The organism is Nakamurella sp. PAMC28650 (assembly GCF_014303395.1).
Classification (GTDB): Bacteria; Actinomycetota; Actinomycetes; order Mycobacteriales; family Nakamurellaceae; genus Nakamurella.
In genome coordinates this window covers 3,979,613-4,005,371 of record NZ_CP060298.1, presented here as the reverse complement: position 1 = coordinate 4,005,371, position 25,759 = coordinate 3,979,613, and the positions used below count along the sequence as shown (strand labels likewise).

At 68.1% G+C, this 25,759-nt stretch carries 22 protein-coding genes; 10 read left to right on the top strand and 12 right to left on the bottom strand.

Translation table 11 applies throughout. From position 1 onward, the window contains the following. Positions 1 to 4: 4 nt before the first annotated feature. Both H7F38_RS18055 and hrpB read right to left on the bottom strand, forming a co-directional pair. Positions 5 to 346, bottom strand: coding sequence for a DUF2631 domain-containing protein (locus tag H7F38_RS18055; RefSeq protein WP_222618157.1), 342 nt, complete (start codon positions 344 to 346; stop codon positions 5 to 7). A gap of 75 nt (positions 347 to 421) precedes the next feature. Next, positions 422 to 2,995, bottom strand: a complete 2,574-nt coding sequence (gene hrpB / locus H7F38_RS18050; protein WP_187094802.1) for an ATP-dependent helicase HrpB — start codon at positions 2,993 to 2,995, stop codon at positions 422 to 424. Positions 2,996 to 3,066: 71 nt separating this feature from the next. Between hrpB and dxr the strand changes: the two genes are divergently transcribed. From dxr to H7F38_RS18030, 4 genes are read left to right on the top strand one after another with little or no spacing between them, the layout of a single operon-like run. Next, positions 3,067 to 4,242 carry a 1-deoxy-D-xylulose-5-phosphate reductoisomerase gene (gene dxr, locus H7F38_RS18045; protein ID WP_222618155.1) on the top strand — a complete coding sequence of 392 codons (1,176 nt, stop codon included), beginning with the start codon at positions 3,067 to 3,069 and terminating at the stop codon, positions 4,240 to 4,242. A 12-nt stretch (positions 4,243 to 4,254) separates the two neighbouring features. Continuing rightward, positions 4,255 to 5,562: an RIP metalloprotease gene (locus H7F38_RS18040; RefSeq protein ID WP_222618154.1), complete on the top strand. Its 1,308-nt coding sequence runs from the start codon at positions 4,255 to 4,257 to the stop codon at positions 5,560 to 5,562. A gap of 50 nt (positions 5,563 to 5,612) precedes the next feature. Continuing rightward, on the top strand, positions 5,613 to 6,779 hold the full coding sequence (ispG, locus tag H7F38_RS18035; protein ID WP_222618721.1) for a flavodoxin-dependent (E)-4-hydroxy-3-methylbut-2-enyl-diphosphate synthase: 1,167 nt from the start codon (positions 5,613 to 5,615) through the stop codon (positions 6,777 to 6,779). A gap of 10 nt (positions 6,780 to 6,789) precedes the next feature. Next, on the top strand, positions 6,790 to 7,623 hold the full coding sequence (locus tag H7F38_RS18030) for a DUF4081 domain-containing GNAT family N-acetyltransferase (protein ID WP_222618153.1): 834 nt from the start codon (positions 6,790 to 6,792) through the stop codon (positions 7,621 to 7,623). Here the strand turns inward: H7F38_RS18030 and bluB are convergent. Continuing rightward, a complete protein-coding gene (bluB, locus tag H7F38_RS18025; RefSeq protein ID WP_187091122.1) occupies positions 7,590 to 9,407 on the bottom strand; it encodes a 5,6-dimethylbenzimidazole synthase in 1,818 nt (605 codons plus the stop codon). The genes H7F38_RS18030 and bluB overlap by 34 nt on opposite strands. A 76-nt stretch (positions 9,408 to 9,483) precedes the next feature. After that, positions 9,484 to 11,043 carry an MFS transporter gene (locus H7F38_RS18020; RefSeq protein ID WP_187091121.1) on the bottom strand — a complete coding sequence of 520 codons (1,560 nt, stop codon included), beginning with the start codon at positions 11,041 to 11,043 and terminating at the stop codon, positions 9,484 to 9,486. Positions 11,044 to 11,167: 124 nt separating this feature from the next. Here H7F38_RS18020 and H7F38_RS18015 point away from each other — a divergent pair, with 124 nt between their 5' ends. Both H7F38_RS18015 and map read left to right on the top strand, forming a co-directional pair. Further along, positions 11,168 to 13,000 (top strand): penicillin-binding transpeptidase domain-containing protein, encoded by a 1,833-nt coding sequence (locus H7F38_RS18015; RefSeq protein WP_187091120.1) that lies wholly within the window; start codon positions 11,168 to 11,170, stop codon positions 12,998 to 13,000. A gap of 10 nt (positions 13,001 to 13,010) precedes the next feature. After that, a complete protein-coding gene (gene map / locus H7F38_RS18010) occupies positions 13,011 to 13,865 on the top strand; it encodes a type I methionyl aminopeptidase (RefSeq protein WP_187091119.1) in 855 nt (284 codons plus the stop codon). A gap of 38 nt (positions 13,866 to 13,903) precedes the next feature. Here map and H7F38_RS18005 read toward each other — a convergent pair whose 3' ends face one another. Genes H7F38_RS18005 through H7F38_RS17995 form a run of 3 tightly spaced genes read right to left on the bottom strand, consistent with a single transcriptional unit; the run spans position 13,904 to position 16,957 of the window. Continuing rightward, entirely contained in the window at positions 13,904 to 14,503 is a 600-nt protein-coding gene (locus tag H7F38_RS18005) for a hypothetical protein (protein WP_187091118.1), read from the bottom strand. Beyond that, positions 14,500 to 15,903, bottom strand: a complete 1,404-nt coding sequence (locus H7F38_RS18000) for a mycothione reductase (RefSeq protein ID WP_187091117.1) — start codon at positions 15,901 to 15,903, stop codon at positions 14,500 to 14,502. The genes H7F38_RS18005 and H7F38_RS18000 overlap by 4 nt, the downstream gene beginning before the upstream one ends. Positions 15,904 to 15,907: 4 nt before the next feature. After that, a complete protein-coding gene (locus H7F38_RS17995; protein ID WP_370531267.1) occupies positions 15,908 to 16,957 on the bottom strand; it encodes an RIO1 family regulatory kinase/ATPase in 1,050 nt (349 codons plus the stop codon). Between the two features lie 558 nt (positions 16,958 to 17,515). On the opposite strand from H7F38_RS17995, the gene H7F38_RS17990 reads away from it, so the two are divergent. Beyond that, a complete protein-coding gene (locus H7F38_RS17990; RefSeq protein WP_187091116.1) occupies positions 17,516 to 18,214 on the top strand; it encodes a DUF6444 domain-containing protein in 699 nt (232 codons plus the stop codon). On the opposite strand, the gene H7F38_RS17985 is transcribed toward H7F38_RS17990, so the two are convergent. Then, positions 18,188 to 19,432 carry an ISL3 family transposase gene (locus H7F38_RS17985; RefSeq protein WP_187091115.1) on the bottom strand — a complete coding sequence of 415 codons (1,245 nt, stop codon included), beginning with the start codon at positions 19,430 to 19,432 and terminating at the stop codon, positions 18,188 to 18,190. The genes H7F38_RS17990 and H7F38_RS17985 overlap by 27 nt on opposite strands. 151 nt (positions 19,433 to 19,583) lie before the next feature. Between H7F38_RS17985 and H7F38_RS17980 the strand changes: the two genes are divergently transcribed. After that, positions 19,584 to 20,318 carry a transposase gene (locus H7F38_RS17980; RefSeq protein ID WP_370531266.1) on the top strand — a complete coding sequence of 245 codons (735 nt, stop codon included), beginning with the start codon at positions 19,584 to 19,586 and terminating at the stop codon, positions 20,316 to 20,318. A 332-nt stretch (positions 20,319 to 20,650) separates the two neighbouring features. After that, complete coding sequence (locus H7F38_RS17975) at positions 20,651 to 22,066, top strand: IS66 family transposase (protein WP_187091113.1); 1,416 nt, start codon at positions 20,651 to 20,653, stop codon at positions 22,064 to 22,066. A 125-nt stretch (positions 22,067 to 22,191) separates the two neighbouring features. On the opposite strand, the gene H7F38_RS26720 is transcribed toward H7F38_RS17975, so the two are convergent. Next, a complete protein-coding gene (locus H7F38_RS26720; RefSeq protein ID WP_187091112.1) occupies positions 22,192 to 22,524 on the bottom strand; it encodes a GNAT family N-acetyltransferase in 333 nt (110 codons plus the stop codon). A gap of 73 nt (positions 22,525 to 22,597) precedes the next feature. Here H7F38_RS26720 and H7F38_RS17965 point away from each other — a divergent pair. Beyond that, positions 22,598 to 23,523, top strand: a protein-coding gene (locus tag H7F38_RS17965) for an IS5 family transposase (RefSeq protein WP_370531265.1) whose coding sequence is annotated in 2 segments (ribosomal slippage) — positions 22,598 to 22,969 and positions 22,972 to 23,523 — 924 coding nt in all. Because the reading frame shifts where the segments join, the coding sequence is not laid out codon by codon here. Here the strand turns inward: H7F38_RS17965 and H7F38_RS17960 are convergent. From H7F38_RS17960 to H7F38_RS17950, 3 genes are all read right to left on the bottom strand, one after another. Then, positions 23,503 to 23,679 (bottom strand): hypothetical protein, encoded by a 177-nt coding sequence (locus H7F38_RS17960; RefSeq protein WP_187091111.1) that lies wholly within the window; start codon positions 23,677 to 23,679, stop codon positions 23,503 to 23,505. The two genes, H7F38_RS17965 and H7F38_RS17960, sit on opposite strands and share 21 nt — an antisense overlap. 677 nt (positions 23,680 to 24,356) lie before the next feature. Next, positions 24,357 to 24,749 carry an ankyrin repeat domain-containing protein gene (locus H7F38_RS17955; protein WP_187091110.1) on the bottom strand — a complete coding sequence of 131 codons (393 nt, stop codon included), beginning with the start codon at positions 24,747 to 24,749 and terminating at the stop codon, positions 24,357 to 24,359. After that, positions 24,731 to 25,516: an ankyrin repeat domain-containing protein gene (locus H7F38_RS17950; protein WP_187091109.1), complete on the bottom strand. Its 786-nt coding sequence runs from the start codon at positions 25,514 to 25,516 to the stop codon at positions 24,731 to 24,733. The genes H7F38_RS17955 and H7F38_RS17950 overlap by 19 nt, the downstream gene beginning before the upstream one ends. Between the last annotated feature and the right edge of the window lie 243 nt (positions 25,517 to 25,759).

Below are 25,759 nucleotides of genomic sequence, written 5' to 3'. Positions count from 1 at the left end.
CAGGTCAGGGACGCAGGCGTCGCTCGCGCTTCCTCGCGCGGTAGGTGCGGAACATCCACGCGGCCATGACGACGGCGATGCCCACCAGGTAGAAGTCCTCGACGTGGCCGGTGTTGCCGATAGTCATCAACAGCAGGGCGACGATGCCCAGGCCGAGCAGGGCGAACCGGCCACGGGGCGCGAAGTCGCTGAAATGTCCGTGCCAGCCCCACTCCTCGCTCGGGGCGTCCGGGTTGTAGGAGACGATGTCGCCGTGACGCGCGACCTCGACCTCACCGTGTCCGCCGGGTCCACCGTGGCCGTCGTCCGCACCAGAGCCGTGCTTCTCGATCGATGTACCCGCCACGGATCCTCCTACTGTCGGTGCCCTGCCACTGCGGTGTCGGCACACTGCCATCGCTGATGTCCTGGCAACTGTATTTCAGTCTTGCACGAACCTGGCCGGGCGCTTGCTGGGCGTCGCCGTCAGTGGGTCCTCGGGCCAGGAGTGCCGTGGATAGCGACTTCTCAGTTCGGCTCTGACCTGCGGATAGCCCTGCCGCCAGAAGGAAGCCAGGTCGGAGGTGACCGCCACCGGTCTGCCGCCGGGCGACAGCAGATGCAGGCGGACGGTGACCCGGCCATCGACGATGACCGGGGTACGGAGCCAGCCGAAGGCCTCCTGCACCCGCACCGACAGCACCGGTACACCGTCACCGTCGAGATCGACGGTCGAGTAGTCGAGCCGGATCCTGGACCCCGAGGGCACGTCGATCCGCTCCGGGGCAAGCCGCTCCAGTTCGGACGCGGCCGGCCAGGGCAGCAGACGGCGCAGCGCCTGGCCGGTGTCGATCCGACCGAGATCGCTGTTCTTCCGGACCCGGGCCAGGTCCGGGCCCAGCCAACGGTCGATCGAATCCAGCAGCGCCCCGTCCGAGACGGACGGCCACGGCGCACCGAGGGTGCGGTGCAACAGGGCCATCCGATGACGAAGGAGTGCAGCCGACGGCGTCCACCGCAGCACCTCGAGCCCGTCCCGACGGATCCCCGCCTGCACGGCAGCCGCGATCTCGTCGGCCCTGGCATCTTTCAGCGGACGCTCCACGAGCGTGATGGCGCCGAGGCGCTCCTGTTCCCTGAGGACGAGATTCCCGTCCTGCCAGATGATCTCGCGCACCTTCCGGACCATGGGGCCGGCCAGTTCCACTGCGGTCGCCGCGTCGAGGGGTGCCGCAAGGCGGATGCGGGCGTCGGCCATCCCGGCCGGTCGGTCGGCAGCGGCGACCGCCAGCCATTCGCTGTCGTGCAGGGCGGTGGAGGTTCCCAGTCGGGCGCCGGAACCGCCGGCCATCAGATAGCCCCCGGATCCGGATCGTCGACGGGCAAGTCTGTCCGGGAAGGCCAGCCCCACCACGATCGCCGCCGCCAGGTCGTCGCCGATGTCCACGGCGGATGCAGCTGACATCAACGCCCCAGGCGCCGAATCCGAATCCGAACCGTTGGATGCCCCGATGCCGGGCATCGAGGCCGACAACCTCCTGGTCTCCTCCCTCCAGCGCGCACCGGCCCCGGCATCCCGGTTGGTCCGCAGCTCCCGCCACTGCGCCACCAGATCGTCGGTGCGCGGCACGACGTCACCGGAGATCAGGGCGACGACCTCCGCAGCCCTGGCCCGACCGACGATCCGGCTGCCGTCCAGCAGGGCCCTCGCGAGACGCGGGGGAGCGGCCACCTGGGCCAGCAGTCGGCCACGCGAGGTGATCCGCCCGTTGCTGTCCACCGCGTCGAGCCCTTCCAGGACCACCGCTGCGGTGGCCATCGCCGCGGGCGGCGGGTGGTCCAGCAGGGCCAGACCGTTGCCGCCGGGATGTCCCCAGTCTGCGACGGCGAGCGCGAAGCCGGTGAGGTCGGCCGTTTCGATCTCCGGAAGCGGCCGGTCGGCCAGGTGGGCGTCGTCCGTCGCGGACCAGCAGCGGTAGGCGCGTCCGGGCCCTTCCCGCCCGGCGCGTCCGGCCCGTTGGGTCGCGGACGATCGCGAGACCTTCGTGGTGGTGAGCGTCCCGAGGCCACGTCCGAAGTCCATCCGCGGCTCCCGGGACAGGCCGGCGTCGACCACCACGGAGACACCCGGCACGGTCAGCGAACTCTCGGCCACCGCGGTGGTCAGCACCACGCGGCGAGCCGTCGACGGCTGCAGCACTCGGTCCTGCTCCCCGGCGCTCTGCCGACCGTAGAGACGCAGGACGTTGCCCAGCGCGCCCAGACCTAAGGCCACCGCTGCGATCTCGGCCTCCCCGGGCAGGAACACCAGCACGTCACCCGGACCGTCGTCCATCGCTCGGCGCACCACGGCGGCCACGTGATCCAGCAGCCGCGGATCGACCCTGGCGTCGGGCAGCAGCGGCAGCGGGCGCGGTGGTGGGGCGAAGATGGTCGCGACGGGGTGCAGGGTGCCCGCCGCGACGACGATCGGAGCCGGCACGCCGGCCGAGCCGAGAAGCGCGGCCAGACCGGTGGTGTCGGCGGTGGCCGAGGTGGCCACCACCCACAGGTCCGGCCGGAGGTTGGCGCGGATGTCCACGCTGAAGGCCAGCACCAGATCGGTGTCGAGCGCCCGTTCGTGGACCTCGTCGATGATCACCGCGTCGACACCGGCCAGCTCGGGATCCCGCTGCAACCGACGCAGGAGCAGTCCGGTGGTGACCACCTCGATCCGGGTCGTCACCGAGACCCGGCGGTCACCCCGCATCGCGTAGCCGACCCGCTCGCCCGCCTGCTCGCCGAGCAGTTGGGCCATTCGCCGCGCTGCCGCCCTGGTGGCGATGCGCCGCGGTTCGGCGACGATCACCCGGCCCGCCACCGCGTCGGCCAGCGCCAGCGGCAGCAGCGAGGTCTTCCCCGATCCGGGCGGGGCGGACAGGATCGCCGTCCCGGTCCGTTCCAGGGTCTCGATCAGGGACGGCAGCCCCGCGCGGACCGGGAGATCGACACCGGGTGTCCCGATCGGTGGCAGCATCACCGGCGCAACGTAGCGCGCGCGGATCGCCGGGAGGTAGCAGGAGCAGGCGGATCGGCGAGAATGGGACGGTGACACTCACCAAGGGCCAACGCCGCGTCGTCATCCTCGGGTCGACCGGTTCCATCGGGACCCAGGCGCTGGAGGTCATCGCGGCCCATCCGGAGGAGTTCCTGGTGGTCGGACTGGCCGCCGGCGGCGCCCACCCTGGTCTGCTGCGCGAACAGGCGCTGCGTCATCCCGAGGCGGTGGTGGCGGTGGCGTCGGTCGTCGGGTTCGATCTACCGGGTCGCAAGGTGCTGGCCGGGCCAGAGGCCGCGACCGAGCTGGTCACCGCGGTGGACGCGGACGTCGTCCTGAACGGGATCACCGGGTCGATCGGCCTCGGCCCGACGATGGCGGCGCTGGAGGCCGGGCTGACCCTGGCCCTGGCCAACAAGGAGTCGCTGGTGGCCGGCGGCTCGCTGGTCACCTCGGCGGCCAGCCCCGGACAGATCGTCCCGGTGGACTCCGAGCACTCGGCGCTGGCCCAGTGCCTCCGGGGCGGGTCGGCCGAGGAGGTCGCGAAACTGGTGGTCACGGCCTCCGGCGGACCCTTCCGCGGGCGCACCAGGGCAGAACTGGCCGGCATCACCGTCGACCAGGCGCTGGCGCATCCCACCTGGGCGATGGGGCCGGTGGTCACGGTGAATTCGGCCACACTGGTCAACAAGGGCCTCGAGGTGATCGAGGCGCACCTGCTGTTCGGCATCGACTACGACCGCATCGACGTGGTGGTGCACCTACAGTCGGTGATCCATTCGATGGTCACCTTCCGAGACGGCTCGACCATCGCGCAGGCCTCGCCGCCGGACATGAAGCTACCGATCGCGCTGGGTCTGACGTGGCCGGATCGGTTGGATCGGGTGGCCACCGCCTGTGACTTCTCGCAGGCTGCGACCTGGACGTTCGAGCCGGTGGACGGTGTCGCCTTCCCGGCGTTGGGCCTGGCCAGGGCCGCCGGCCGGACGGGCGGACTCGTCCCGGCGGTGTTCAACGCGGCCAACGAGCAGGCGGTGGCGGCTTTTCTGGCCGGAAATCTGAGCTTCACCGGCATTTCTCACATCTTGGCGGGCATCCTTGATGAGTCCGACCACGTCAGATCCGAACCGGGTTCCATCTCGGACGTCCTGGCTGCCGAGCACTGGGCCAGAGCCAGGGCCGACGAACTGATCGCCCGCCACACCCACGACCACCCGAACGACTAGGAGCGACCACCCTTGTTGACCGCCGTCGGCGTCCTCCTGTTCGTGCTCGGTCTGCTGTTCTCGATCGCCTGGCACGAGCTCGGGCACCTGACCTTCGCCAAGATCTTCCACGTCAGGGTGACGCAGTACATGGTCGGTTTCGGCCGGACGCTCTTCTCCCGGCAGCGCGGGGAGACCGAGTACGGGCTCAAGGCCATCCCGCTCGGCGGGTACATCCGGATGGTCGGCATGGTGCCCCCCGGAAAGGACGGGAAGCGGCGGATCACGTCCACCGCGATGGGTCCGGCCGGCATGGTCCGCCAGCTGATCGAGGACTCCCGGGCCGGCGACCGGGCCCAGGTCACCGAGTACGACGACGGTCGCCAGTTCTACCAGCTGCACCCGTTCAAACGGATCATCGTCATGCTCGCCGGGCCGGTTCAGAACCTGATCCTCGCCGTCGTGCTGTTCATCGTCATCGTGGTCGGCTTCGGCGTCGAGACCAGCATCCCCACCGTCAAGGCGGTGAGCCAGTGCGTCCTGCCGGCGACGTCGACCTCCACCGCCTGCGCCGCCACCGATCCGGCGACGCCGGCTGCGAAGGCCGGTCTGCGGGCGGGTGACAGGATCGTCGCCTTCGACGGGACGCCGATCACCACCTGGGACCAGATGCGGACGCTGATCCGGGCGTCGGCCGGTCGGACCGTCACGCTGACCTACGACCGGTCGGGCGTGCAGTCCACGGCGCAGGTGCCGATCGTGGCGAACACGCTGGCCGTGTTCGACGCCCAGGGCAACCAGACCGGCACCACGATCGGCGGATTCCTCGGCGTGACCGCGGACACCGAGTACCAGTCGCAGTCGCTCGGGACGGCGTTCCAGATCACCGGCCAGTTCATCGGGCACGCCGCGTCGGCCGTGGCGGCCATCCCGGCCAGGATCCCCGACCTCTGGCAGTCGATCTTCAACGGCAAGAAGCGTGATCAGAATTCGCCGGTCGGCATCGTCGGTGCCGGCATCATCAGCGGCCAGATCCTGTCCTCGAACAACGCCGGGATCGCGAAGATCGAGTATTTCCTGCAGTTGCTGGCGGGCTTCAACATGAGCCTGTTCCTGCTGAACCTGCTGCCGTTGCTGCCGCTGGACGGCGGGCACATCCTCGGAGCCGCCATCGAATGGGCCCGCCGCGGCTGGTCGAAGATCCGGCGGAAAGCCGACCCGGGTCCCTTCGACGTGGCCAAACTGATGCCGGTGGCCTATGTGGTGGCATTGTTGTTTATAGGGCTGTCGTTGCTCACCTTCGTGGCCGACGTCGTCAACCCGGTCAAGCTGTTCGGTTAACGCTTTCAACAACTGGAAGAAGCAAGATGTCTCAGGCAACAAGCGGCCCGGTGGCCATCGGTTTGGGTATGCCCACAACTCCGGCCGAGCGGGTCGTCCCGGTCCTGGCCCCACGCCGTCCCACCCGTCAACTGAACGTCGGCGGCGTCTGGGTGGGCAGCGACCATCCGGTGTCGGTGCAGTCGATGTGCACCACCAAGACGGCCGACGTGAACGCCACCCTCCAGCAGATCGCCGAGCTCACCGCCTCCGGCTGCCAGATCGTCAGGGTCGCCGTGCCCGACACCGATGACGCCGAAGCACTGGCGCAGATCGCCAAGCACTCGCAGATCCCGGTGATCGCCGACATCCACTTCCAGCCCAAGTACGTGTTCGCAGCGATCGATGCCGGTTGTGCCGCGGTCCGCGTCAACCCCGGCAACATCCGCAAGTTCGACGACCAGGTCGGCGCCATCGCACGTGCCGCCAAGGACGCCGGCATCGGCATCCGGATCGGCGTCAATGCGGGTTCGCTGGACAAGCGGCTGCTGGAGAAGTACGGCAGGGCCACCCCGGAGGCGCTCGTCGAGTCCGCGCTCTGGGAGTGCTCGCTGTTCGAGGAGCACGACTACCGGGACATCAAGATCTCGGTGAAGCACAACGACCCGGTGATCATGGTGCGAGCCTACGAACTGCTCTCCCAGCAGTGCGACTACCCGCTGCACCTGGGTGTCACCGAGGCGGGCCCGTCGTTCCAGGGCACCATCAAGTCGGCCGTCGCGTTCGGCGCGCTGCTGTCCCAGGGCATCGGCGACACGATCAGGGTGTCGCTGTCGGCCCCGCCGGTGGAAGAGGTCAAGGTCGGCCTGCAGATCCTGGAGTCGCTGAACCTGCGCCAACGTGGCCTGGAGATCGTGTCCTGCCCGTCCTGCGGTCGCGCCCAGGTCGACGTCTACAAGCTCGCCAACGAGGTGACCGCGGGTCTCGAGGGGATGGACGTGCCGCTGCGGGTCGCCGTGATGGGCTGTGTGGTGAACGGTCCCGGCGAGGCCCGCGAGGCCGACCTGGGAGTCGCCTCCGGCAACGGCAAGGGCCAGATCTTCGTCAAGGGCGAGGTGATCCGCACGGTCCCGGAAGCCGACATCGTCGAGACGTTGATCGAAGAGGCGATGAAACTGGCCGACATCATGCGGGCGGCGGGTACCCCCAGCGGTGAGCCGTCGGTCAGCCTGGTCTGAGCGAATCCCGTTGCTCACCGCCGGTTTCGCCCGGGTTCTGGGCCCCGGCCAGGCAGCCGAGGTGGCCAGGGTGCTCGCCTCCGACCCGATCGCCGGCTGCCTGGTGGCGGCCCGTTTCGAGCAGGCCGGGATGGACGCGCGTGCCCTGGGCGGCCAGTTCTGGGGGGTGGGCGGTGGTCGTGACGGTCTGTGTTTCGACGGGCCCAACCTGGTGCCGCTGTCCGGCGACAAGCATTCGCTGAAGGCGTTCGCCCAGGCCGCGTCGCGCGGCGGCCGTCGGTGCGCGTCGATCCTGGGGCCGGCTGAACTCGTCCTGCCGATGTGGGACCGACTCTCCCACCGGTGGGGTCCGGCCAGGGAGGTCCGTGACGACCAACCGTTGCTGGCCTGCACCGAGCGGGCCCAGTGCGACGTCGATCCGTTGATGAAGCCGGTGCAGATCGATCAACTCGAGACGTACTACCCGGCCGCGGTGGCGATGTTCACCGAGGAGGTGGGGGTCGATCCACGCTGGCCGGACGGCGGTGTGGGCTACCGCACCAGGGTCGAGGAACTGATCCGGGCCGGACGGTCGTTCGCGCACTTCGAGAACGGCCGGGTGGTGGTCAAGGCCGAGATCGGTGCCGTCTCCTCGCGTGCCGCGCTGATCCAGGGCGTCTGGGTGGACCCGGACTATCGGGGTCGCGGACTGGCCGCACCCGCCGTCGCTACACTGGTGCAGTACATCCACACGCTCCGGCGGATCCCGAGTCTCTACGTGAACCACCACAACGTCTCGGCCAGGGCCGCGTACAAGAGGGTTGGGTTCCGTCAGGTGGGAACGTTCGCTTCGGTGCTGTTCTGAGCGGTGGCCCGCGCGGCGGTCCGGCCGGTGCCGGCCCTGGTGGAGATCGCCGACTTGAGCAGACCCATCGCCAGGCAGGCGCCGGCGCCCTCGCCGGCCCGGATCCGCAGCTCCAGCAACGGTTCTCGGCCCAGTTCCTGCAGGATCGCCTCGTGCGCCAGTTCCCGGCTGCGATGGCCGGAGACCAGGTGGGCCGCCGCGGCCGGCTCCATCCGGACCGCCAGCAGGGCCGCGACCGAGGTGGCCAGACCGTCCAGGACCACCGCGACGCCGCCGGCTGCGGCCCCGAGCACCACTCCGGTGAGCACCGCGAACTCGGGGCCGCCGAGCGCGGCCAGCATGGTCAGCGGATCGGTGAGGCGGACACCGTGGGTGGCGCGGGCCCTGGCCAGGGCGCCGGTGACCACCTCCCGTTTGCGGGCCAGCATGTCGGTGTCGGCACCGGATCCGAGGCCGGTCACCTGCGCTGCGTCGTGGTCGAGCAGTGCTGCGGCCAGGGCGGCGGCGACGGTGGTGTTCCCGATCCCCACCTCGCCCAGTCCGACGGCCCCCTGCTCCGCCGCCCGGCGTCCGATGCCGCGACCGAGTGCGACGAGCCGCTCGACGTCGCGGGGGTGCAGGGCGTCGGCGTGGACCAGATCACCGGTCGGATGCTGCGGGCGGGCCGGCCGGGCGGCCGTCAGCGGTGCGCCGTCGACACCCGCGTCCACGATCACCCACTGCATGCCGGCGCTGCGGGCCGCGGCCACGCCGACCGATTCGCCCGCCAGTGCGGCGGACAGCACCTCGCGCGTGACACCGACCCGGTAGGCGGACACTCCGAGACGCGCCACCGGGTGGTCGGCGCCGACGAGGACCAGCGTGCCGGTGCCCAGGCCGGGTCGCGGCAGCGCCGTCATGCGATCGATCGTCCGGTCCAGCACGCCCAGCGAACCCGGTGGGGTGAGCAGCACGTCGGCCGCGTCCCTGGCCCGGACGACGGCCTGCTGGTCGGGGGAGCGCAGGTGCGAGCGCGGCGGGGCCGGCGATTCGTCGTCGTCGGCCGGCCACCGTTCCAGCAGGACGACGTCCTCCAGCGGCGACTTCTTCGACCACCCGGCCCGCTCCAGGCCGGGGCCCGGAGGGCGTTCGTCGGGCCAGCCGAGGCAGAGCCAGCCCAACGTCACGACGCCGTCGGGCAGGTGTAGCAATCCGGCCAGGTCCGCGGGACGGAACAGGGTGACCCACCCGAGACCCAGGCCCTCGGCGCGGGCGGCCAGCCAGATGTTCTCGATGGCGCAGGCGCACGACCAGAGGTCGGCGTCCGGGAAAGTGGCCCGTCCCAGTACTCCCGGCGCCGCGGTCCGGCGGTCGCAGGCGATCACCACACCCAGCGGTGCCTCGCGGATGCCCTCCAGTTGCAGATCCAGCAGGTGACGTCCGGAGTCGCCGTCGAAGCCGGCCGCCTGGACCAGTCGCTCCCGGTCGGCGAGAACGGCTGCCCGGTCACGGGTGTCGGCATCCTGCACCACGATGAAGCGCCACGGCTGGGAATGCCCGACGGAGGGGGCGGCGTGCCCGGCGGACAGCACCCGACGCAGCACGTCGGCGGGGACCGCGTCGGCGCGGAAGCGCCGCACATCCCGTCGGGCCCGGATGATGTCGTACAACGCATCCCGCCCGCGCGGCGGGAACGCCCAGCCGGTGGGATCCAGCCCCCGTTCCAGGGCGGAGGTGTGGTCGCCGATCAGGGGGACCGGGCGCGTCCACTTCGCCTCGTCCGCCGCGTGCCGCGCGTTGCTCATCCCAGCAGAATCCCACCACCGGGACGTCCGGGGCGCATCCGGTCCATGCAAGGGCGCATCCGGAACGTCCGTCCGGTCACCGCAGCGCGGCGGCCGGCTCCGATCTCTCCGCGGTGACGACACCGCCCGGATGGAAGGCCGACGCGACCAGTGAGATCGCGAGTGCGACGGCCATCCCGATCAGGACGGCGCGGGTGGCGACGGCGAAGTCCTGCGGGACGGCAGCCTGGATCCTCGCCATGGCCGCCGCCGGTAGCCCTGACGGGCCCGTCGAGCCGGTCCCCCCGGTGCTGCCGGCGGCCGCTGCCGACGCGGCCGCTCCGGCCTGGGCGACCGGCACGCCGGCGCTGATGAAGGTGCCCGTCAGGCGACTGGTGAACACGTTGCCCAGCAGGGTCCCCAGCACCGCCAACCCGAGGGCCGAGCCGTAGTTGCGGATCGTCTGCGAGATACCGGTGACCTCGCCGTAGGACGCGCCGATCGCACGGTTCACCGCATCGGTGCTGGCCGGGCCGAGCAACAGGCCGATGCCGGCCCCGGCGAGCACGGTCGCGTACCACTGCGAGCCGAGCCGGAGGTCGGTCAGCTTCATCGCCCAGAGGGCGAAGCCGATCGCCCCGATCGCCGAGCCGGCCAGGAGCGCTGGCCGGGCGCCGCGGCCGTCCAGGATCCGGCCGCCGATCTGGGCCGCCGGCGCGAAGCCGGCGAAGAAGACCAGCAGGTACAGACCCGCGCTGTTGGCGTCGTACCCCAGGGAGACCTGCGAATAGACGCTGGCGAAGAAGAACACCGGGACGAAGGCGATCATCGAGAAGAACAGCACCACGCTGTCGACCAGGAAGGCCCGGTCGCGGAAGATCCGCACCTTGATCAGAGGAACCGGGGTGCGCAGTTGGGCGAGGACGAAGACAGCGATGACGGCCAGTCCGCCGACGATGCACAGCCACGTCCGGACGCTCGACCATCCCCAGGTCGCGGCCTGTTCGAAACCGAAGACGCTCAGGCCCATGCCGAGTGCGGCCAGCACCGCGCCGCGGTAGTCGATCGACTCCTTCCGCCCGATGCTCGGGATGTGGGCCCGCACGGCCAGCACGATCGCGATCACGGCGATCGGGACGTTGATCCAGAAGATGGCCCGCCACGTCCACTGGGTGAGGTAGCCGCCGGCGATCGGACCGATCGCAGTCAGGCCGCCGCTGACGCCGAAGAAGATGGCCAGTGCCTTGCCGCGCTCACCGATCGGGAAGGCCGCCACCACGACCGCCAGTGCCGCCGGGATCATCGCCGCGGCGGACAGGCCCTGCACCACCCGGAAGAAGACGATCCAGGTCTGCGCGAAGGACCCGTGGGGCGTTGCCCCGCACAGGGCGGACGAACCGGCGAACCCGATGATGCCGATCAGCACCATCTTCTTGGATCCGACCACATCGGCGAGCCGCCCGCCGAAGGCGAAACCTGCTGCCAGCGCCAGGATGTAGCCGTTGACGACCCACTGCACCCCACCCCGGGACAGCGCCAGTTCGTGCTGGATGCGCGGTGTGGCGATCGAGACGATGGTCTGGTCGATGAACGTCATGGCGACGGCGAAGAGCATGGCGGTCAGGGCCAGGTAGCGCGACTTCGACGGAGCTGTCATGACGTCCCCCTGTGGGTTGGCCGGGGCGCGATGGTGCGTTCCCGGACCAAGCTCTGGAAGTCTCACACCCGCGTGGGCGGCGTGGGAAGCCCGTCACCGCACCCGGCCGAGGAATACTGCCCCCATGTTCCTTCAGGGTCGCCGTGGGCGGTGGGCGCTTCTGGTCGCGTGCCTGATGGCGGTGACGGCCTGTACCAGTGTTTCCCCGACCCCGGACGCCGGCGCCGCGCCGGACGCGGTCGTCGCCAAGTTCGTCGCCGCCTGGCAGGGTCTGCAGCCGGGCCCGATCGCAGCCCTGACCTCCGACCCGGGATCGGCGTCCGAGGAGGTGGGCTCGGTCTTCAAGAACCTGGCGCCGACCACCTTGGCCGTCCACACCGGAAGACCGACGGTGACCGACGCCAACACGGCGACGGCCGCGGCGGACTTCACCTGGTCCCTGCCCAACGGGATCACCTGGAAGTACACCGCCAACTGGATCTTCACCCGCACCTCGACCGGTGATCCGTGGAAGGCCCAGTGGGCCGCGACGCTGATCAATCCGCACCTCGGCGAGGCCCAGACGGTGGTGCTCAGGACGACCTCGGCCACCAACGGTGCGGTCGTCGACCGCGACAACCAACAGATCCTGGCCCCCATCACGGTGTATTCGGTGGTGGCACTGCCGGACAAGATCACCGATCTGGCGGGCACCGCGACCGCGCTGGCCGGGATCCTCGGCAAGCTCGATCCCACCGTCACCGCCGATTCGGTGGTCGCCGGCGTCAAGGCCTCGACGCCGACGACCGGCTACACGGTGACGAACCTGCGGGAGGACGACTACCGGACGGTCAGCGCCCAGCTCGACCGGCTGCATGGTCTGAGCTTCCCGTCGACGACGCGAAACCTGCCACCTACCAAGGACTTCGCCAAGATGTTGCTCGCCCAGGTGAATCCGACGGCGAACAAGCTCGCCCTGGGCGTCCCCGGTTGGGAGATCGATTCCATCGACGCCACCGGTGCCGAGCTGGACACGCTGGCGGCACAGGCCGCGCAACCGGGCAAGAACGTCACCCTGACCCTGGACACCAAGGTCCAGCTGGCCGCCGAGAAGGCGATCTCGCTCTACCAGGACCCGACCGTTCTGGTCGCCATCGCGCCGTCCACCGGGGAGATCCTCGCGGTCGCCCAGAACCAGCCGGCGAACGTGCTCGGCCCGATCGCCCTGTCGGGCGAGTATCCACCGGGGTCCACCTTCAAGGTGGTGACGGCGACGGCGGCCTTCGACAGCGCACTGGTCACGCCGACCACCCAGCTGGAATGTCCGGGCGCCTTCACCATCGACTCCCGGCAGATCCACAACTACCACAGCTTCGACCTGGGCACGGTCTCGGTGACCACCGCGTTCGCCAGGTCGTGCAACACCACCTTCGCGAAGCTGGCGACCCTGATGCCGGCCGACGCGCTGACCAGGGCGGCGTCCGAGTACGGCATCGGCCGTGACTTCGTCATCCCCGGACTGAACACGCTGACGGGGAAGATCCCGAACGCGGACTCGATCACCCAGAAGGCCGAGAACGGCTTCGGCCAGGGCGTCGATCTCGTCACCCCGTTCTCGGAGGCCCTGATGGCGGCCACCGTCGCCGACGGCCGGATGCCGATGCCGACGATCATCCGCGGGACGCGGACCACCATCGACCAGCCGGTGGTCCAGAGGTCGGCGGCGGCCCAGTCCGGCATGAGGCTGTTGATGCGGGCGGTGGTCACGGACGGGACCGCCTCGACGCTGCAGGACGCCGGCACGGTGTACGCCAAGACCGGGACGGCGGATTTCATCAACGCCAAGGGGGTGGACCAGGCCCATGCCTGGACGGTCGGCTATCGCGGCGACGTGGCGTTCGCGGTCTTCATCCTGGCCGGCAACTCGTCGGTGAAGACCACGAAGATCGCGGACTTCTTCCTCAAGTACCTTCCGTAAGCTCGGTTCCATGCTGCGCACCATCATCAAGCCCGGAACCCCGACTCCCGCCCGTTCGGTCCCGGCCTCCGTCATCCGTCCCGAGTACGTCGGGAAGCCGGCCCCGGCCAAGAGCACCGAGTCATGGGTACAGACCGACGAGACGATCGAGAAGATGCGCCTGGCCTCGCGTCTCGCGGCCAGGGCGATGGGCGAGGCGGGGCGTGCCGTCGTGCCGGGGGTCACCACGGACACGCTCGACAAGATCGTCCACGAATACCTGTGCGATCACGGCGCCTACCCGTCGACGCTCGGCTACCGGGGCTTTCCCAAGTCCTGCTGCACGTCGCTCAACGAGGTCATCTGCCACGGGATCCCGGATACCACCGTCATCCAGGACGGTGACATCGTGAACATCGACGTCACCGCCTACATCGACGGCGTGCACGGCGACACCAACGCGACCTATCTCTCGGGCAACGTCTCAGAGGAGAACCGGCTGCTGGTCGAGCGCACCCAGGAGTGTCTCCGGAGGGCCATCAAGGCCGTCGCTCCCGGTCGTCAGCTCAACGTGATCGGACGGGTCATCGAGTCCTACGCCAAACGGTTCGGCTACGGCGTCGTCCGCGACTACACCGGACACGGGATCGGCCGGACCTTCCATTCCGGCCTGGTGATCCTGCATTACGACGAGCCGAGCGTGACGACCGTCCTGGAGAAGGGCATGACCTTCACCATCGAGCCGATGATCACCGTGGGCGGTATCGGCTGGGAGCAGTGGGACGACAACTGGACCGTGACCACCAAGGACAAGTCCTGGACCGCCCAGTTCGAGCACACGCTCGTCGTCACCGAGACCGGCGCGGAGGTCCTCACGGTGCCGTGAAACGACCCGGGTCGACGGACGTCAGGTCGATCGTCGGGTCAGAAGAAGTCCACCAGGACGGGGTCGAGCAGGTCCCGGTAGCGGCTCACGTCCCGGCGCAGCCCGACGGAGACCACCAGGCGGTCCGGTTCCGGTCGGATGAACAGACTGCCGATCACCGGGATGACGAGTACGCGCATCGATCGGTGGGCGGGTGGACGTCCGTATCGCCGATCGAAATCGTCCAGCATCGCGTGTTCCACCGACGGGCCCGGATCCGTCGGTCGGCGTCGGCCGAGCCACTTGTCGAACCAGTTGACCACCTGTGGCCAGGAGTCGCTGAGCGCGGGGGAGAACGCCACCAGGTCGGCGACCCGCGGCGCGGGCCCACCTGGCCGGTAGTCGACCGCCTGCTCCCACCAGGCGGGCCAGTCCGCGGCCGCGGCCGTCAACATCACGGTGCGATCCGGACGCACGGAGTGCATCAGCCACGGATCGACGAGCCGTTCGGCCGGCGGCTGATCGGCGAGCGGGCCGGGACCGGGGCCGGTGACCTGCAGCCGGAAGAAGTCCCTGAGGAACAAGGGGGCCAGCAACCAGGGCGGGTCGACGCTCACGTCGACCCCCGCCGCGTCGGAGACGGTGTTGCGCCAGGTCATGGGCCGGTCGGGGCCGGCAGCCCGAGTAGTGCGTTCTCCACCAGCTCCGAGAGCGCCGGGTGGATCCAGTACTGGCCACGTGCGACCTCGTGCGGCAGCTGGCCGAATGACATCGCCTGGATCAGCGGCTGGATGACGGTGGCCGCTTCGGGTCCGATGACGTGGGCGCCCAGCAGCAGCCCGGTCCGCCGGTCGGACAGGACCTTGAGGAAGTGTCCCCGATCCTCCCTGGCCCAGCCGGCCGCAATGTCGCCGTAGTCCTGTTGCTTCACCGCATAGTCCAGTCCCCGCTCTTGCGCCTGCCGTTCGGTCAGGCCCACGGAGGCGATCTGCGGGTCGGTGAAGACCGCCGCCGGAACGAATCGATGGTCGGACTTCCTGGGCGCGTCGGGGTGAGCGAGGTTGTGGCGGACGATCCTGGCCTCCTGGTTGGCCACGTGCTTGAGCTGGTACTCGGTGGAGACGTCCCCGAGTGCATAGATGCCCTCGACCCGGGTGCGCTGGTATTCGTCCACCACCACCCGGCCGTCGTCGTGCAGTTCGACCCCGGTTGCGGTGACACCCAGCCTCGGTCCGTTCGGGTATCGCCCCGTCGCGACCAGCAGCAACTCGGCCTCCACCGTCCGCGGTCCCGATGCGTCGGCGAAGGTGGCGGCGACGCCGGTCTCGGTGGCGACGACGTGGTCGGGGACCACACCCAGCACCACCTCGTACCGTGCGGACGCTTCGGCCGTGAAGGCGGCCGAGATGTCGGCGTCGTGCGACCTCAGCAGCCGGTCGCCCCGGACGAGTTGGGTCACCTCCACCCCGAAGGAGGAGAAGACGTGGGCGAACTCGGCGGCGATGTATCCGCCGCCCAGGATCAAGATGCTGGCGGGTAGCCGGTCGATCCGCATGATGCTGTCCGAGGTGTGGAACGGCACGCTGCCCCCGGTCAGGCCCGGGATGTCCGGGATGACCGCCCTGGATCCGGCGGCCAGCACGAAACGATCCGCGGTCAGCTCGGCGGTGTTCCCGTCGTGCAGGTCGACGTGCAGGGCCTTGTGGCCGGTGAAGACCCCGCGACCGGCGAAGACGGTGACGTTGGGGCTGCCCGTGCCCTCGCGGTACTGGCGGCCGCCGGCCTCGATGGCATCGATCCGGCCGAAGATCCGGTCCCGCATGCCCGGCCAGTCCACCGCGTCCAGGTGGGAGGTGACGTCCAGGTGGGCCGCATGCCGCGAGGCGTCCGCGAGTTCGGCCGGATGGACGAACATCTTGGTCGGGATGCAGCCGACGTTCAGACAGGTGCCGCCGAACAGGCCGTCCTCGACGATGGCGATGTTCCACTGCTCGAACTCCGGGCCCGGGATCGAGTTCCCGGAGCCGGAGCCGACGATGATCAGATCGAAATGGGGCATACCTTCAGATTAGAGCGTGCTGATCGACCCTCGTTCCGGGCTCACCGTGCGCCAGGCTGCCCAGATGCAGCGCCAGCAACTCGCCGTCGGCGGCAAGTACACCGCGCCGGGAGAAGAAATCCCCAATCACCTGGCAGTCCCGCTGGAGGAAAGATTCGCCCTGCGGGTTGGCCACGATGTCGACCGCCTGGGGTAGATCGATCACCACACATCCCCCGTCGTGGACCAGGACGTTGTACGGCGACAGGTCGCCGTGGGTCAGTCCCTGCAGAGCGAGGGTCTCCAGGGTGTCCACCAGGTCGTGCCACAACCCGGTGAACTCGTCCGAATCCCCCTGCCAGGCTGCGAGTCTGGGCGCTGCAGTGCCATCGGGAGTCCCGACGAACTCCATCATCAGCTCCGAACCGAGGATCTGGACCGGGTAGGGAACCCTGGCCTCCGCCCGCCACAGCGCAGAGAGCACGGCGAACTCGGCGCCAGCCCACTTGGCGGACAACAGGTCCCGGCCGAAGGCGGTTCGATTGGCCATCGCCCGACCCTCGCGTGATCGGCGCGTCCGGCGGCCTTCCTGATAACCGCTGTCGCGGTGGAACATCCGGTGATTGCTGTCACGGTAGGTCTTGACGGCGAGCGGACATCCCGGACCACCCGGCAGTGATCGGTCCAGGAGGGTGACGTCCGCCTCCTTGCCCGACTTCAGTGCCCCGAGCGGGGTGTCGTGGGCCGAGAGATCGGTGATGAGCCAGTCCGGCACCGGGGCCGGGCCGTGGGTGGCGACATTGTAGGACGAGAAACGGATCTCGTCCCGTTGTTTGTTGCCGTCGTCGGACTCGACCGTGAAACGGCCGGACCGGCCCTCGGCCACGAGGCGTGGCCCGGCTGAACGCCGGCGGGTGGTACGGCGAGGGGGACTGTCGTCGTCGTCGTGGTCGTCGTGGTCGTCGTGGTCGTCGTGGTCGTCGTGGTTGTGGTGGTCGTCGTGGTGGTCGTGGTGGTCGTGGTGGTCGTGGTGGTCGTGGTGGTCGTGGTGGTCGTGGTGGTCGGACATGGGCACTGCGGCTCCTGGGGTCAGGTACCCCCGGCCGGACGTGCGGCGGCGGGGGCGGAAAGGGAAGGGGACGGGGCTACCGCTCGAACAGTCATGGGTGGGTCCCTCCCGGTTCTCGGCGCAGTTCGACGTGCTCGCCGCTCGCTGCCTGACCTTGCCACTGTGGTCCGCCGAGCCCGGTGCGCGCAACCGAATTGATGGGACGCAGGTACATCGGACGTCCGGCCGACGCGCACGACTGCTCACCGCGACGACCACCATCGTTGGTGGGTTCGACCCGGATGTCCGAGCCGCCTGACAAAGGGGGGAACGGTGGGGAATGAGGGTCGTCATCCTATCGGTCGGCGAGGTCGGCAATCTGGACGCACTCGTGACCTGACGGTACCGTGGAATGGCTCTTTTGGAGCCGGCGATTGATACCTGCCGAGTAACTGGTCAGGTCTCACCGCGGTGAAATAGACTGTCATTCATTGGGCGAATAGACCGGAGAATGTCGATCTATGTGGGGTGAGCCGTGTCGGCGTGTCGCCGAACAATGGTGTTGTCTGATGCGATAATAATGGAATGACGCAGCCGACGTACGCCGAACTGGTGGAACTGATCGTCGAAATGCGCACCGAACTGAACACCCTCCGCGCCGAGAATGCGGCATTAAAGGTGCGGGTCGCGGACCTGGAAGCACGGTTGCGGACCAACTCGCAGAACTCCTCGAAGCCACCATCGGCGGACGGACCCGGCAAGGCGAAGACCAGGTCGCTGCGCACGCCGTCCACACGCAAGCCCGGCGGACAGGACGGGCACCGCGGGCAGACTTCAGCCCAGGTCGCCGACCCGGATGTGGTGATCCGCCACGAACCGAGCTGCTGCACTGGCTGCGGATCGGATCTGGCCGATGCGACCGAGGTTGGCTGCTCACGCCGGCAGGTCTTCGACATCCCGCCGATCAAAGTGCACGTCACCGAACATCAGATCATCAGCCGCCGCTGCCACTGCGGGAAGACCTCGACCGGCGACACACCCGCCCAGGCGGGCGGACCCGTGCAGTACGGGCCGGTGATGTGCGCGGTCGTCATCTATCTGTTCATGGGGCAGTTCCTGTCCAAGAAGCGGACCGCCCAGGCCATCAGCGAACTGTTCGGCATTCCTGTCTCTGATGGCACCGTCGCCGCGGTGACCAGTCGCGCCGCCGGTGACCTGGGCGAATTTTTGGGGTCTCCTGACGTTTTCGTGGGTGGTTTAGCGTCCGGGAAGCGGCGGGCATAACCCGCCGCGGGTGAGCATTGCCATGGCTATCAACGCTTCTGGGCTGTGAAAGCCGTACGACCTGCGGGTCAAGGCCCGTAGGTGAGTGTTGGTGGCCTCGGATTGGGCGTTGCTCATCTGGTGGATCAGGGTGTTCCAAATCAGCTGCTGGAACCGCTTCAACGTTGCGGCCAGGGCGATGAAGCCGGGGAGTTGGGAGCGGCGGGCCCAGGCGATCCAGCCGGCCAACAGTTCACGGCCGGCCTGGCCCTTGACCTGGAACACCGCGCGCAGTTGCTCCTTCAGCAGATACGCCCGATACAGATGCCGGTTGGTCTGGGCGATCGAAGCGAGGGACCCGCGTTGCTCCGGGGACAGGTCCGCCGGGTTTTTCAGCAATGCCCAGCGGCTGCCCTTCACCGACGACGCCTGCGCAGAGCTACTGTTACCCCGCAGCGTGTTCCACGTCTGACGACGGACCTTGTCCAACTCCCGGGTGGCCCACCCCACGATATGAAACGGATCCAATCCCAGCACCGCCTGCGGCGCGCGGGCCGTCACGGTGTCGTGGATCCACTGCGCCCCGTCGGCCGAGACGTGCGTCAACGCCGCCGCCCGTTCTGGGCCGAGTTGGTCGAAGAACCGACCCAGGGTGTCGCTGTTGCGGCCCGGTGCGGCCCACACCAATCTGCCGGAGTCTTGATCGACCACGCACGTCAGATACCGCTGGCCTTTGCGGTGGGAGATTTCATCGATGCCGATCCGCCGCAGCCCCGCGAGCACGTCCCGGCCGGCCAAACCGTCGGCGACGACGTGCTCGATGATTGCGCTCACGTGCCGCCACGACGTCCGCATCAACTGCGCCACCACCGACGAAGCGGTGTGCGCCGCCAACCACGCGCACTGGTCTTCAAACGCTCGGGTTGCCCGCGCGCCGGGTCGGGCCCACGGCACCGCCGCGACGACCACCCCGTGCGTCCGGCAGTTCACCCGCGGAGCCGCAGCCTGCAGGAATACCATCGTCGACCCCCAGTCCAGCGACCGCCACCGCCGGGTTCCGCCGCCCTGGTCATAGCCCGGCCGTCTACGCCGGCATCGACTGCACCTACTCCGGGCGCCCTTCGTCGCACGCACCGAAACGACCAGCACCTGCCGGTCGTCGGCCTCCTCCCACGCCACATCGCACACCTGCAGTTGCTCGACACCGAGCAGCTTTCGCCATATCGTTACACCGCGCACACCGTGCTCCTGGATAGTGACTGACCCTAGATAAGCCAGAACCTATACGCAGCCCGGTGTGTCGCCCACAACCAGGGGTCAAACCACCCACGAGAACGTCACAAGAGCCCAATTTTTGGCCCAGGTCACCGCCCGCTTGAAATCCTCTCCGGTGGTGCACTTTGATGAGACCGGGCTGCGCTGCGAAGGTCGCAACCACTGGCTGCACTCCGCGTCCACCCCGGCCTTCACCAGACTGTTCTTCCACCGCAGACGCGGTACCGAAGCGATGGCCAAGATGAACATCCTGCCCGGCTTCACCGGCACCGCCGTCCACGACGCGTGGGCACCGTATGACACCTACACCGCCGCGCGGCATGCGCTGTGCAATGCGCATCTGCTCCGCGAGCTACAGGCCGTCACCGACCACCACCACGCCAGCAACACAGACCTGCCCGGCGCCTGGTGCTGGGCGCAGCAAGTCCGCGACGCGCTGCTCACCCTGCACAAAGCGGCCGCCGCCCACCCCGACACCCCCGTCGACCAGGCGGTCATCGCCGCCGAAACCGTCAAGATCCGGCACGCCCTCCTCGCCGCCACCCACCCCGACGGCGCCATCGGCCGCAAACACCGAGCACTGGCCCGCCGCATCCACCGCAGAGAAGTCGACTACCTCAAATTCGCCTCCGACCCGGCGATCCCGTTCACCAACAACCCCGCCGAACAAGAGATCCGCATGACCAAGATCCGACAGAAAATATCGGGCACCATGCGCACCGAAAAAGGAGCCGGACACTTCGCGGACCTCCGCTCCTACCTACAAACGACCGCAAAACACGGCGTACCAGCCCTGGCCGCCCTCACCCAGCTGACCAGCAGGAACCCCTGGCTACCCGCCCACACTTGACCAGTTACCCTGCCGATAGTATTCTTGAACGAGGACAGACCAATTCGTCGACTCCGAGCACGGCAAGAAATTTGCCCTGTCGGCGAATGGTGAGCTTGCCGAGCGTCTCCATCCCGGCCGAGTCGGCGGCGCACAAAGTCGATCGCGGACTGCAGCCAGCGAAATCCGGCTCTTCGCATTGGAGGGCGTAGATGGGGTCGGCGCCTCGGTACCGCGTAAGGTCGACGTTATTCCGATAGCGCCAGTTCTCGCCGGTCCGAACGAGTAACCATTCAGTGGGCCGGTCGGCGTGTCTACTGACTCGTTGAGATCGGTTGCGGGACAATGCGTTTGTGGCCGATCCTACCTACTCCGAACTTGCGGAGCTGGTCGCCGCCCAGGCCCAGAAGATCCAGCAACTGGAAGCCAGGATCGCCGAGATGGCTGCTGAGATCGTCGAGTTGAAGCGGCGGTTGGGCACCAACTCGAGGAACTCCTCGATGCCGCCATCCACCGACCGGCTGGACCGCTCCCCGGCCCGGCGGGAGCAGGCCAAGGCCGGACGTAAGCCCGGGAAACAACCCGGCGGTCAAGGGTTCGCGTTGCGCCGCACCGACACCCCCGACGTCACCGTCGATCACCGACCCGCCGCGTGCGGCGGCTGCGGATCCGGCCTGGCCGGCGCGGTCGAAGTGGGAATCCTGGCTCGGCAGGTGACCGACATCCCGGCAACCACCGCCACGGTGACCGAGCACCGCCTGCACCGGTTGCGCTGCCGCTGCGGCCACGTCAACACCGCCGCCGCGCCAGCCGGAGTGGACCGGCCAGTGCAGTACGGACCGAACATCCGGGCGTTGGCGTGCTACCTGGTGGTGTTCCAGCACATCCCGGTCCACCGGGCGCAAACGTTGATCGCCGACGTCACCGGCACCCGACCGTCCGTCGGGTGGATCAGCTCGGTCATCGAGCAGGTCGCGGACCTGCTCACCGAATCCACCGACGCCGTGAAAGCGCACCTCAATGTCGGCCCGGTGCTGCACGTCGATGAAACGACGGTGAAGGTCAACGGGGTGAAATGGTGGCTGCACGTCGCCTGCACCCAGAAGCTCACCGCCTACCACCTGCACCAATCCCGCGGCCGGACCGCCGTCGACGAGTTCGCGGTGCTCCCGGGCTACACCGGCACCGCCGTCCACGACGGCCTGACCGTCTACGACGGCGCCAAGTACGCCACCGCCCGACACGCCTGGTGCGGTGCGCACATCACCCGCGAAATCGTCGCCGCCGCCGACGAAAACCCCCACGCAGCGTGGCCCACCGCAGCGATCCAGGCCTACCAAGCTCTGAACACCGCCGCCCACCAGGCCCGTGACGCCGGCCACACTCAGATCAGCCCCACCGAACTGACCCGCCTGACCGCCGACTTCCACCAGGCCATCCTCGTCGGCCTCGCCCAGAACTCCCGCCACGCCGGCCTCAAGCAATCCAAGACCCGGAACCTGCTGGAACGACTGCACCGCCACGACGACAAGGTGCTGCTGTTCGCCCGCGACCTGAGGGTGCCGTTCACCAACAACCAGGCCGAACGAGACGTCAGACCAGCCAAAACGCAGGCCAACATCTCCGGATCCCACCGATCCGAAACCGGCGCGAAAGCGTGGCTCACCGTCCGAGCCCACATCTCCACCCTACGAAAACACGGACTCAACACACTCGACGGAATCCGCAACACCATCCTTGGCGACCCCTGGAAACCAGCCCTCAGCTGACTGAATGGTTACCCGAACGACAGACCTCGATGTGGTTGACACTGCGTCCGCCCACCCAAACGATCGTCGAGCAGCTTTCCGGAAACGGTCATCTCAGCGTCGAACGTATAATGGTACCCGATTTACTACCCGCGGCGAGCTGGGCAGTTAGACCATTGGTCTCGGCGGACGAGCCAGACACCCTCGACTCCGCTGCCAGCCGTGCCGGGTTGCGCAATGGACGGGTGGTTTGGCAAGCGGTCGTACCCAAGCTGAAAAGGAACACCCGCACTGGCCAGGTTGGTCGCGTCGTGGCTGATCTGGACGCTGTCGATACCGTCGACCGTAAACGCCAGATCCGTCAGCGCACGCGCGGTGGCAGTGGCCACGCCCTGTCTGAGGTGATCTCGATCAACCCAATATCCGATCTCCAAGCCGCTGGGGCCGACGCGCCGATGTAACCCGGCGGACCCGATCACGCGAGCACCGCGCCAGATTCCGACTAGGGCGTGTCTCCCAAAAGTTGGGTAGGTGTGGCGGGATGCTCACTGAATGAGTTCTCCTTCGTCGCGGTACCGCGTCTTCAGTGACGAGCAGTGGCAACGGATCGAGCGGTTGTTGCCGACAAATGTTGGCCGGCGGGGTCATCCGTTCGGTGAGCACCGGCGGGTGGTGGAAGGCATCGCCTACCGGTACCGGGCCGGGATCCCCTGGCGGGACTTGCCTCGGGACGTGTTCGGACCGTGGCAGACCGTGTGGAAGCGGCACCGCCGGTACGCCGGAGACGGCACCTGGGACCGGGTGCTCGCGGCGTTGTTGACCGACGCTGACGCTGCCGGTCAGATCGACTGGACCGTGTCGGTGGATGCCACCATCAACCGCGCCCACCAGCACAAACACGACACGGCCCGAGCAGGACACAGGGGGCAGTATCGAACTACAAGAATCTGCCACTGGTCGATGCTGAACCTGCAGGTCACGGCATTGGCAGGTCCCGGGGCGGGTTGACCACGAAGATCCACCACGCGGTCGATGGCAAGGGCCGGCCACTGGCGATCGTCATCACCGGTGGGCAACGCAACGACGGTGCCGTCCTGGAACAGGTACTGGCCGACATCCGGGTTCCGCGCCGAGGTCGGGGGCGACCACGGACCCGACCCGATGCCGTCCTGGCGGACAAGGCCTACGCCGCCGGGATCACCCGCAGGATGCTGCAGCGCCGCGGGATCAAGGTGGTCATTCCGCTCAAGAGCGACCAGATCGCCGCCCGCAAACGTAAGGGCAGCAAGGGTGGCCGTCCACCTGCGCTGGACCGCCAGATGTACCGGGAACGCAACGTTGTCGGGCGTTCCTTCGCTTTGATCAAGCAGTGGCGGGGGCTGGCCACCCGCTACGACAAGCTCGCCATCACCTACCGCGCGGCAGTGGTGCTTTCGGCGTGCATCGTCTGGAACCGACTATTGGAAGACACGCCCTAGAAGGTCACCGCCAGCCGCCCATTCGGTACTCCACTGCTCGATGAGGGCGCTGCGCTGCTGCATGGTTTGCGGTTCAAATCCAATCCAGTGCATGTACGGGCGCAGATGATCAACATTGGCCAGGATCAATCCATGTAATTCCGCGGTGTCGCGCACCTTCCATCGTTGAAGGCTGACTCCGTATCGGTCAATTCCCTCGGGCAGCCGAGACCCGATATTCGCGGGCCGATCGCCAGTAGTCATCGGCGAAGACATTAGCGTCTCTTGCCCGGTGAGGTCCAAGCGGGGTTGGCGCGTCGTTGCCGGGATAGGGGTCGAGGTCCTCCGATGATGGAAGTTCTGACGCTGTCCACACGGAAGACCTCGACATGGCTGACTCTACATTTTTGACACCTGACCTGATCGCATCCGCCCGGCTCGAGGGACTTGGTTTGCAGGTGACCGAAGGCGACCCACGCCCTGAGGTGCCAATTTAGATCGGGACTACACCGTCGATTGTGATGAGCCGGTTTCGCCGTGCGGACCTTGCTCGGTCAGGGGACGACGAGAACCGTCGAGGCCGATCGGCGCAAATAAAACCCAACGGTGTCCGGCTGACCTCGGCGAGGTTGACGGTGCCATGTTCGACCGAGCTCATCTGATCGGGGGGACGGCCATGACGACACCAGAGATCCTCCCCAGCAGGCTACTTCGACCGGCGAATCCGGCAACGACGGCCACCGCACCGGCCCCGACAGCGGACATGGCCTTTCCGAGCGACGCCGGAGCATTCGTCTTTGCCGCTTGCGCCACGACCTCATCGGCCCCATTGCGCCGTGATGACACCGGTGAACCTACCGTTCGTTCGTGGGACCGACAGCCCGCAGGATCTTCGCCGTGTCGGCATTGCCGGCATCAGTGGCATGAGCCAACGCGTCCCGTCCGGTCCCGTCGACGGCCGCGATATCAGCACCGCAGGCCCAGAACAGCTCGACGGTCGCTGCTGTTCCATTTCGAGCAGCCGACATCAAGGCGGTGTAACCGTCTGTCCGGGCCGCATTCACCCACGCTCCGTGGTCGATCAGCAGCGCGATGACCTCGACCACCGGGCGGCGGTAGCACGCGTGCATCAGAGCCGTCGAACCATCCTCGGCTGCGGCATTGACATCGGCGTCGGCGGCGAGCAGCGCACGAACCCCGACAAGCCGGCCGTGCAACGCGGCCTCCATCAAGGGGTGCTCCTCCACCGGTTGCACTGTGCTGGGTTCGCGCCCGCTTCCAGCAGTAACCGGTAGGCAGATGTCCGAGAGGATTCTGCTGCCATGTGCAGAGCGCTCGATCCATCGGCATCGACCAGATTCGGGTCGGCTCCAGAAGTCAACAGCAGCCCGGCCAACTCGATGTCCCCTGAACGAACAGCGAGCACCAATGCCGTACGTCCGTCGCGACGTCGACGGTCCACATCCGCACCCGCCGCGATGAGGAGCTGCGCCATCGGACACGCATTCGGGCTGCGGACGGCGAGCGACAATGCCGTGTCGCCACGCACATCCTCCACCGCGTCGACGGCGACCCCGGCTGCGCAGATCGCCGCCACCAAACGGACGTGGCCACCGGTCACGGCCGCGTGCAGTACTTCAGTCCCGTAGCGGAAGCGCCGGCTGACATCGGCGCCGGCCGAGATCAGTGCGAGCGCCGTGTCGACCCGGCCATTCACTGTCGCCGACCACAGCAAGCTGTAACCCTGGTGGTCGGCAGCATCGACGCCGACCCCGGATCGGACCAGACCGAGCAGGCCAGTGGTGTCGCCACGGCGCGCAAGATCGATCGCCTGCCGATTGACAGGCGGCAGCGGACGCAGCCATTGCGGATCGGTCAGTCCGAGATGAGCGGCGACCTCTCGGATCACCAGTTCGGGACCACGACGGACGGGCCCGTAGGCAACAAAGTCCTCGAGGGTCTGGATTTCACCGTCCTGCCTCATGTCACCGAGCCGCTCGTCAAACCCGGTCACCTGCCATGACAGTTCGGCGCCGGCACATTCAATCCGGACTTCATCCGCGCCGTCCTGCCACTCCCATGACCGCGGAGGCGCTTTCGTCACGGGCTCAATGTAACGGGCTGTCGACTGGGGGTGGATCCCGCTCATTGGTATTGGGTCGATTGAAATCGATGGCGTAGGCCGTCATCAGATGCAGCATCGGGAGATGCAACATCGGGCCCGTCTGGTCGACCCGTAGCACCGTCAGGCGTGCTG

Bases quoted from the DNA above. Each gene is read 5' to 3' on its own strand.
- hrpB (WP_187094802.1), bottom strand. From the start codon at position 2,995: ATGCTGCCACCGATCGGGACACCCGGTGTCGATCTCCCGGTCCGCGCG.
- bluB (WP_187091122.1), bottom strand. From the start codon at position 9,407: ATGAGCAACGCGCGGCACGCGGCGGACGAGGCGAAGTGGACGCGCCCG.
- H7F38_RS18020 (WP_187091121.1), bottom strand. From the start codon at position 11,043: ATGACAGCTCCGTCGAAGTCGCGCTACCTGGCCCTGACCGCCATGCTC.
- H7F38_RS18015 (WP_187091120.1), top strand. From the start codon at position 11,168: ATGTTCCTTCAGGGTCGCCGTGGGCGGTGGGCGCTTCTGGTCGCGTGC.
- map (WP_187091119.1), top strand. From the start codon at position 13,011: ATGCTGCGCACCATCATCAAGCCCGGAACCCCGACTCCCGCCCGTTCG.
- H7F38_RS18005 (WP_187091118.1), bottom strand. From the start codon at position 14,503: ATGACCTGGCGCAACACCGTCTCCGACGCGGCGGGGGTCGACGTGAGC.
- H7F38_RS18000 (WP_187091117.1), bottom strand. From the start codon at position 15,903: ATGCCCCATTTCGATCTGATCATCGTCGGCTCCGGCTCCGGGAACTCG.
- H7F38_RS17990 (WP_187091116.1), top strand. From the start codon at position 17,516: ATGACGCAGCCGACGTACGCCGAACTGGTGGAACTGATCGTCGAAATG.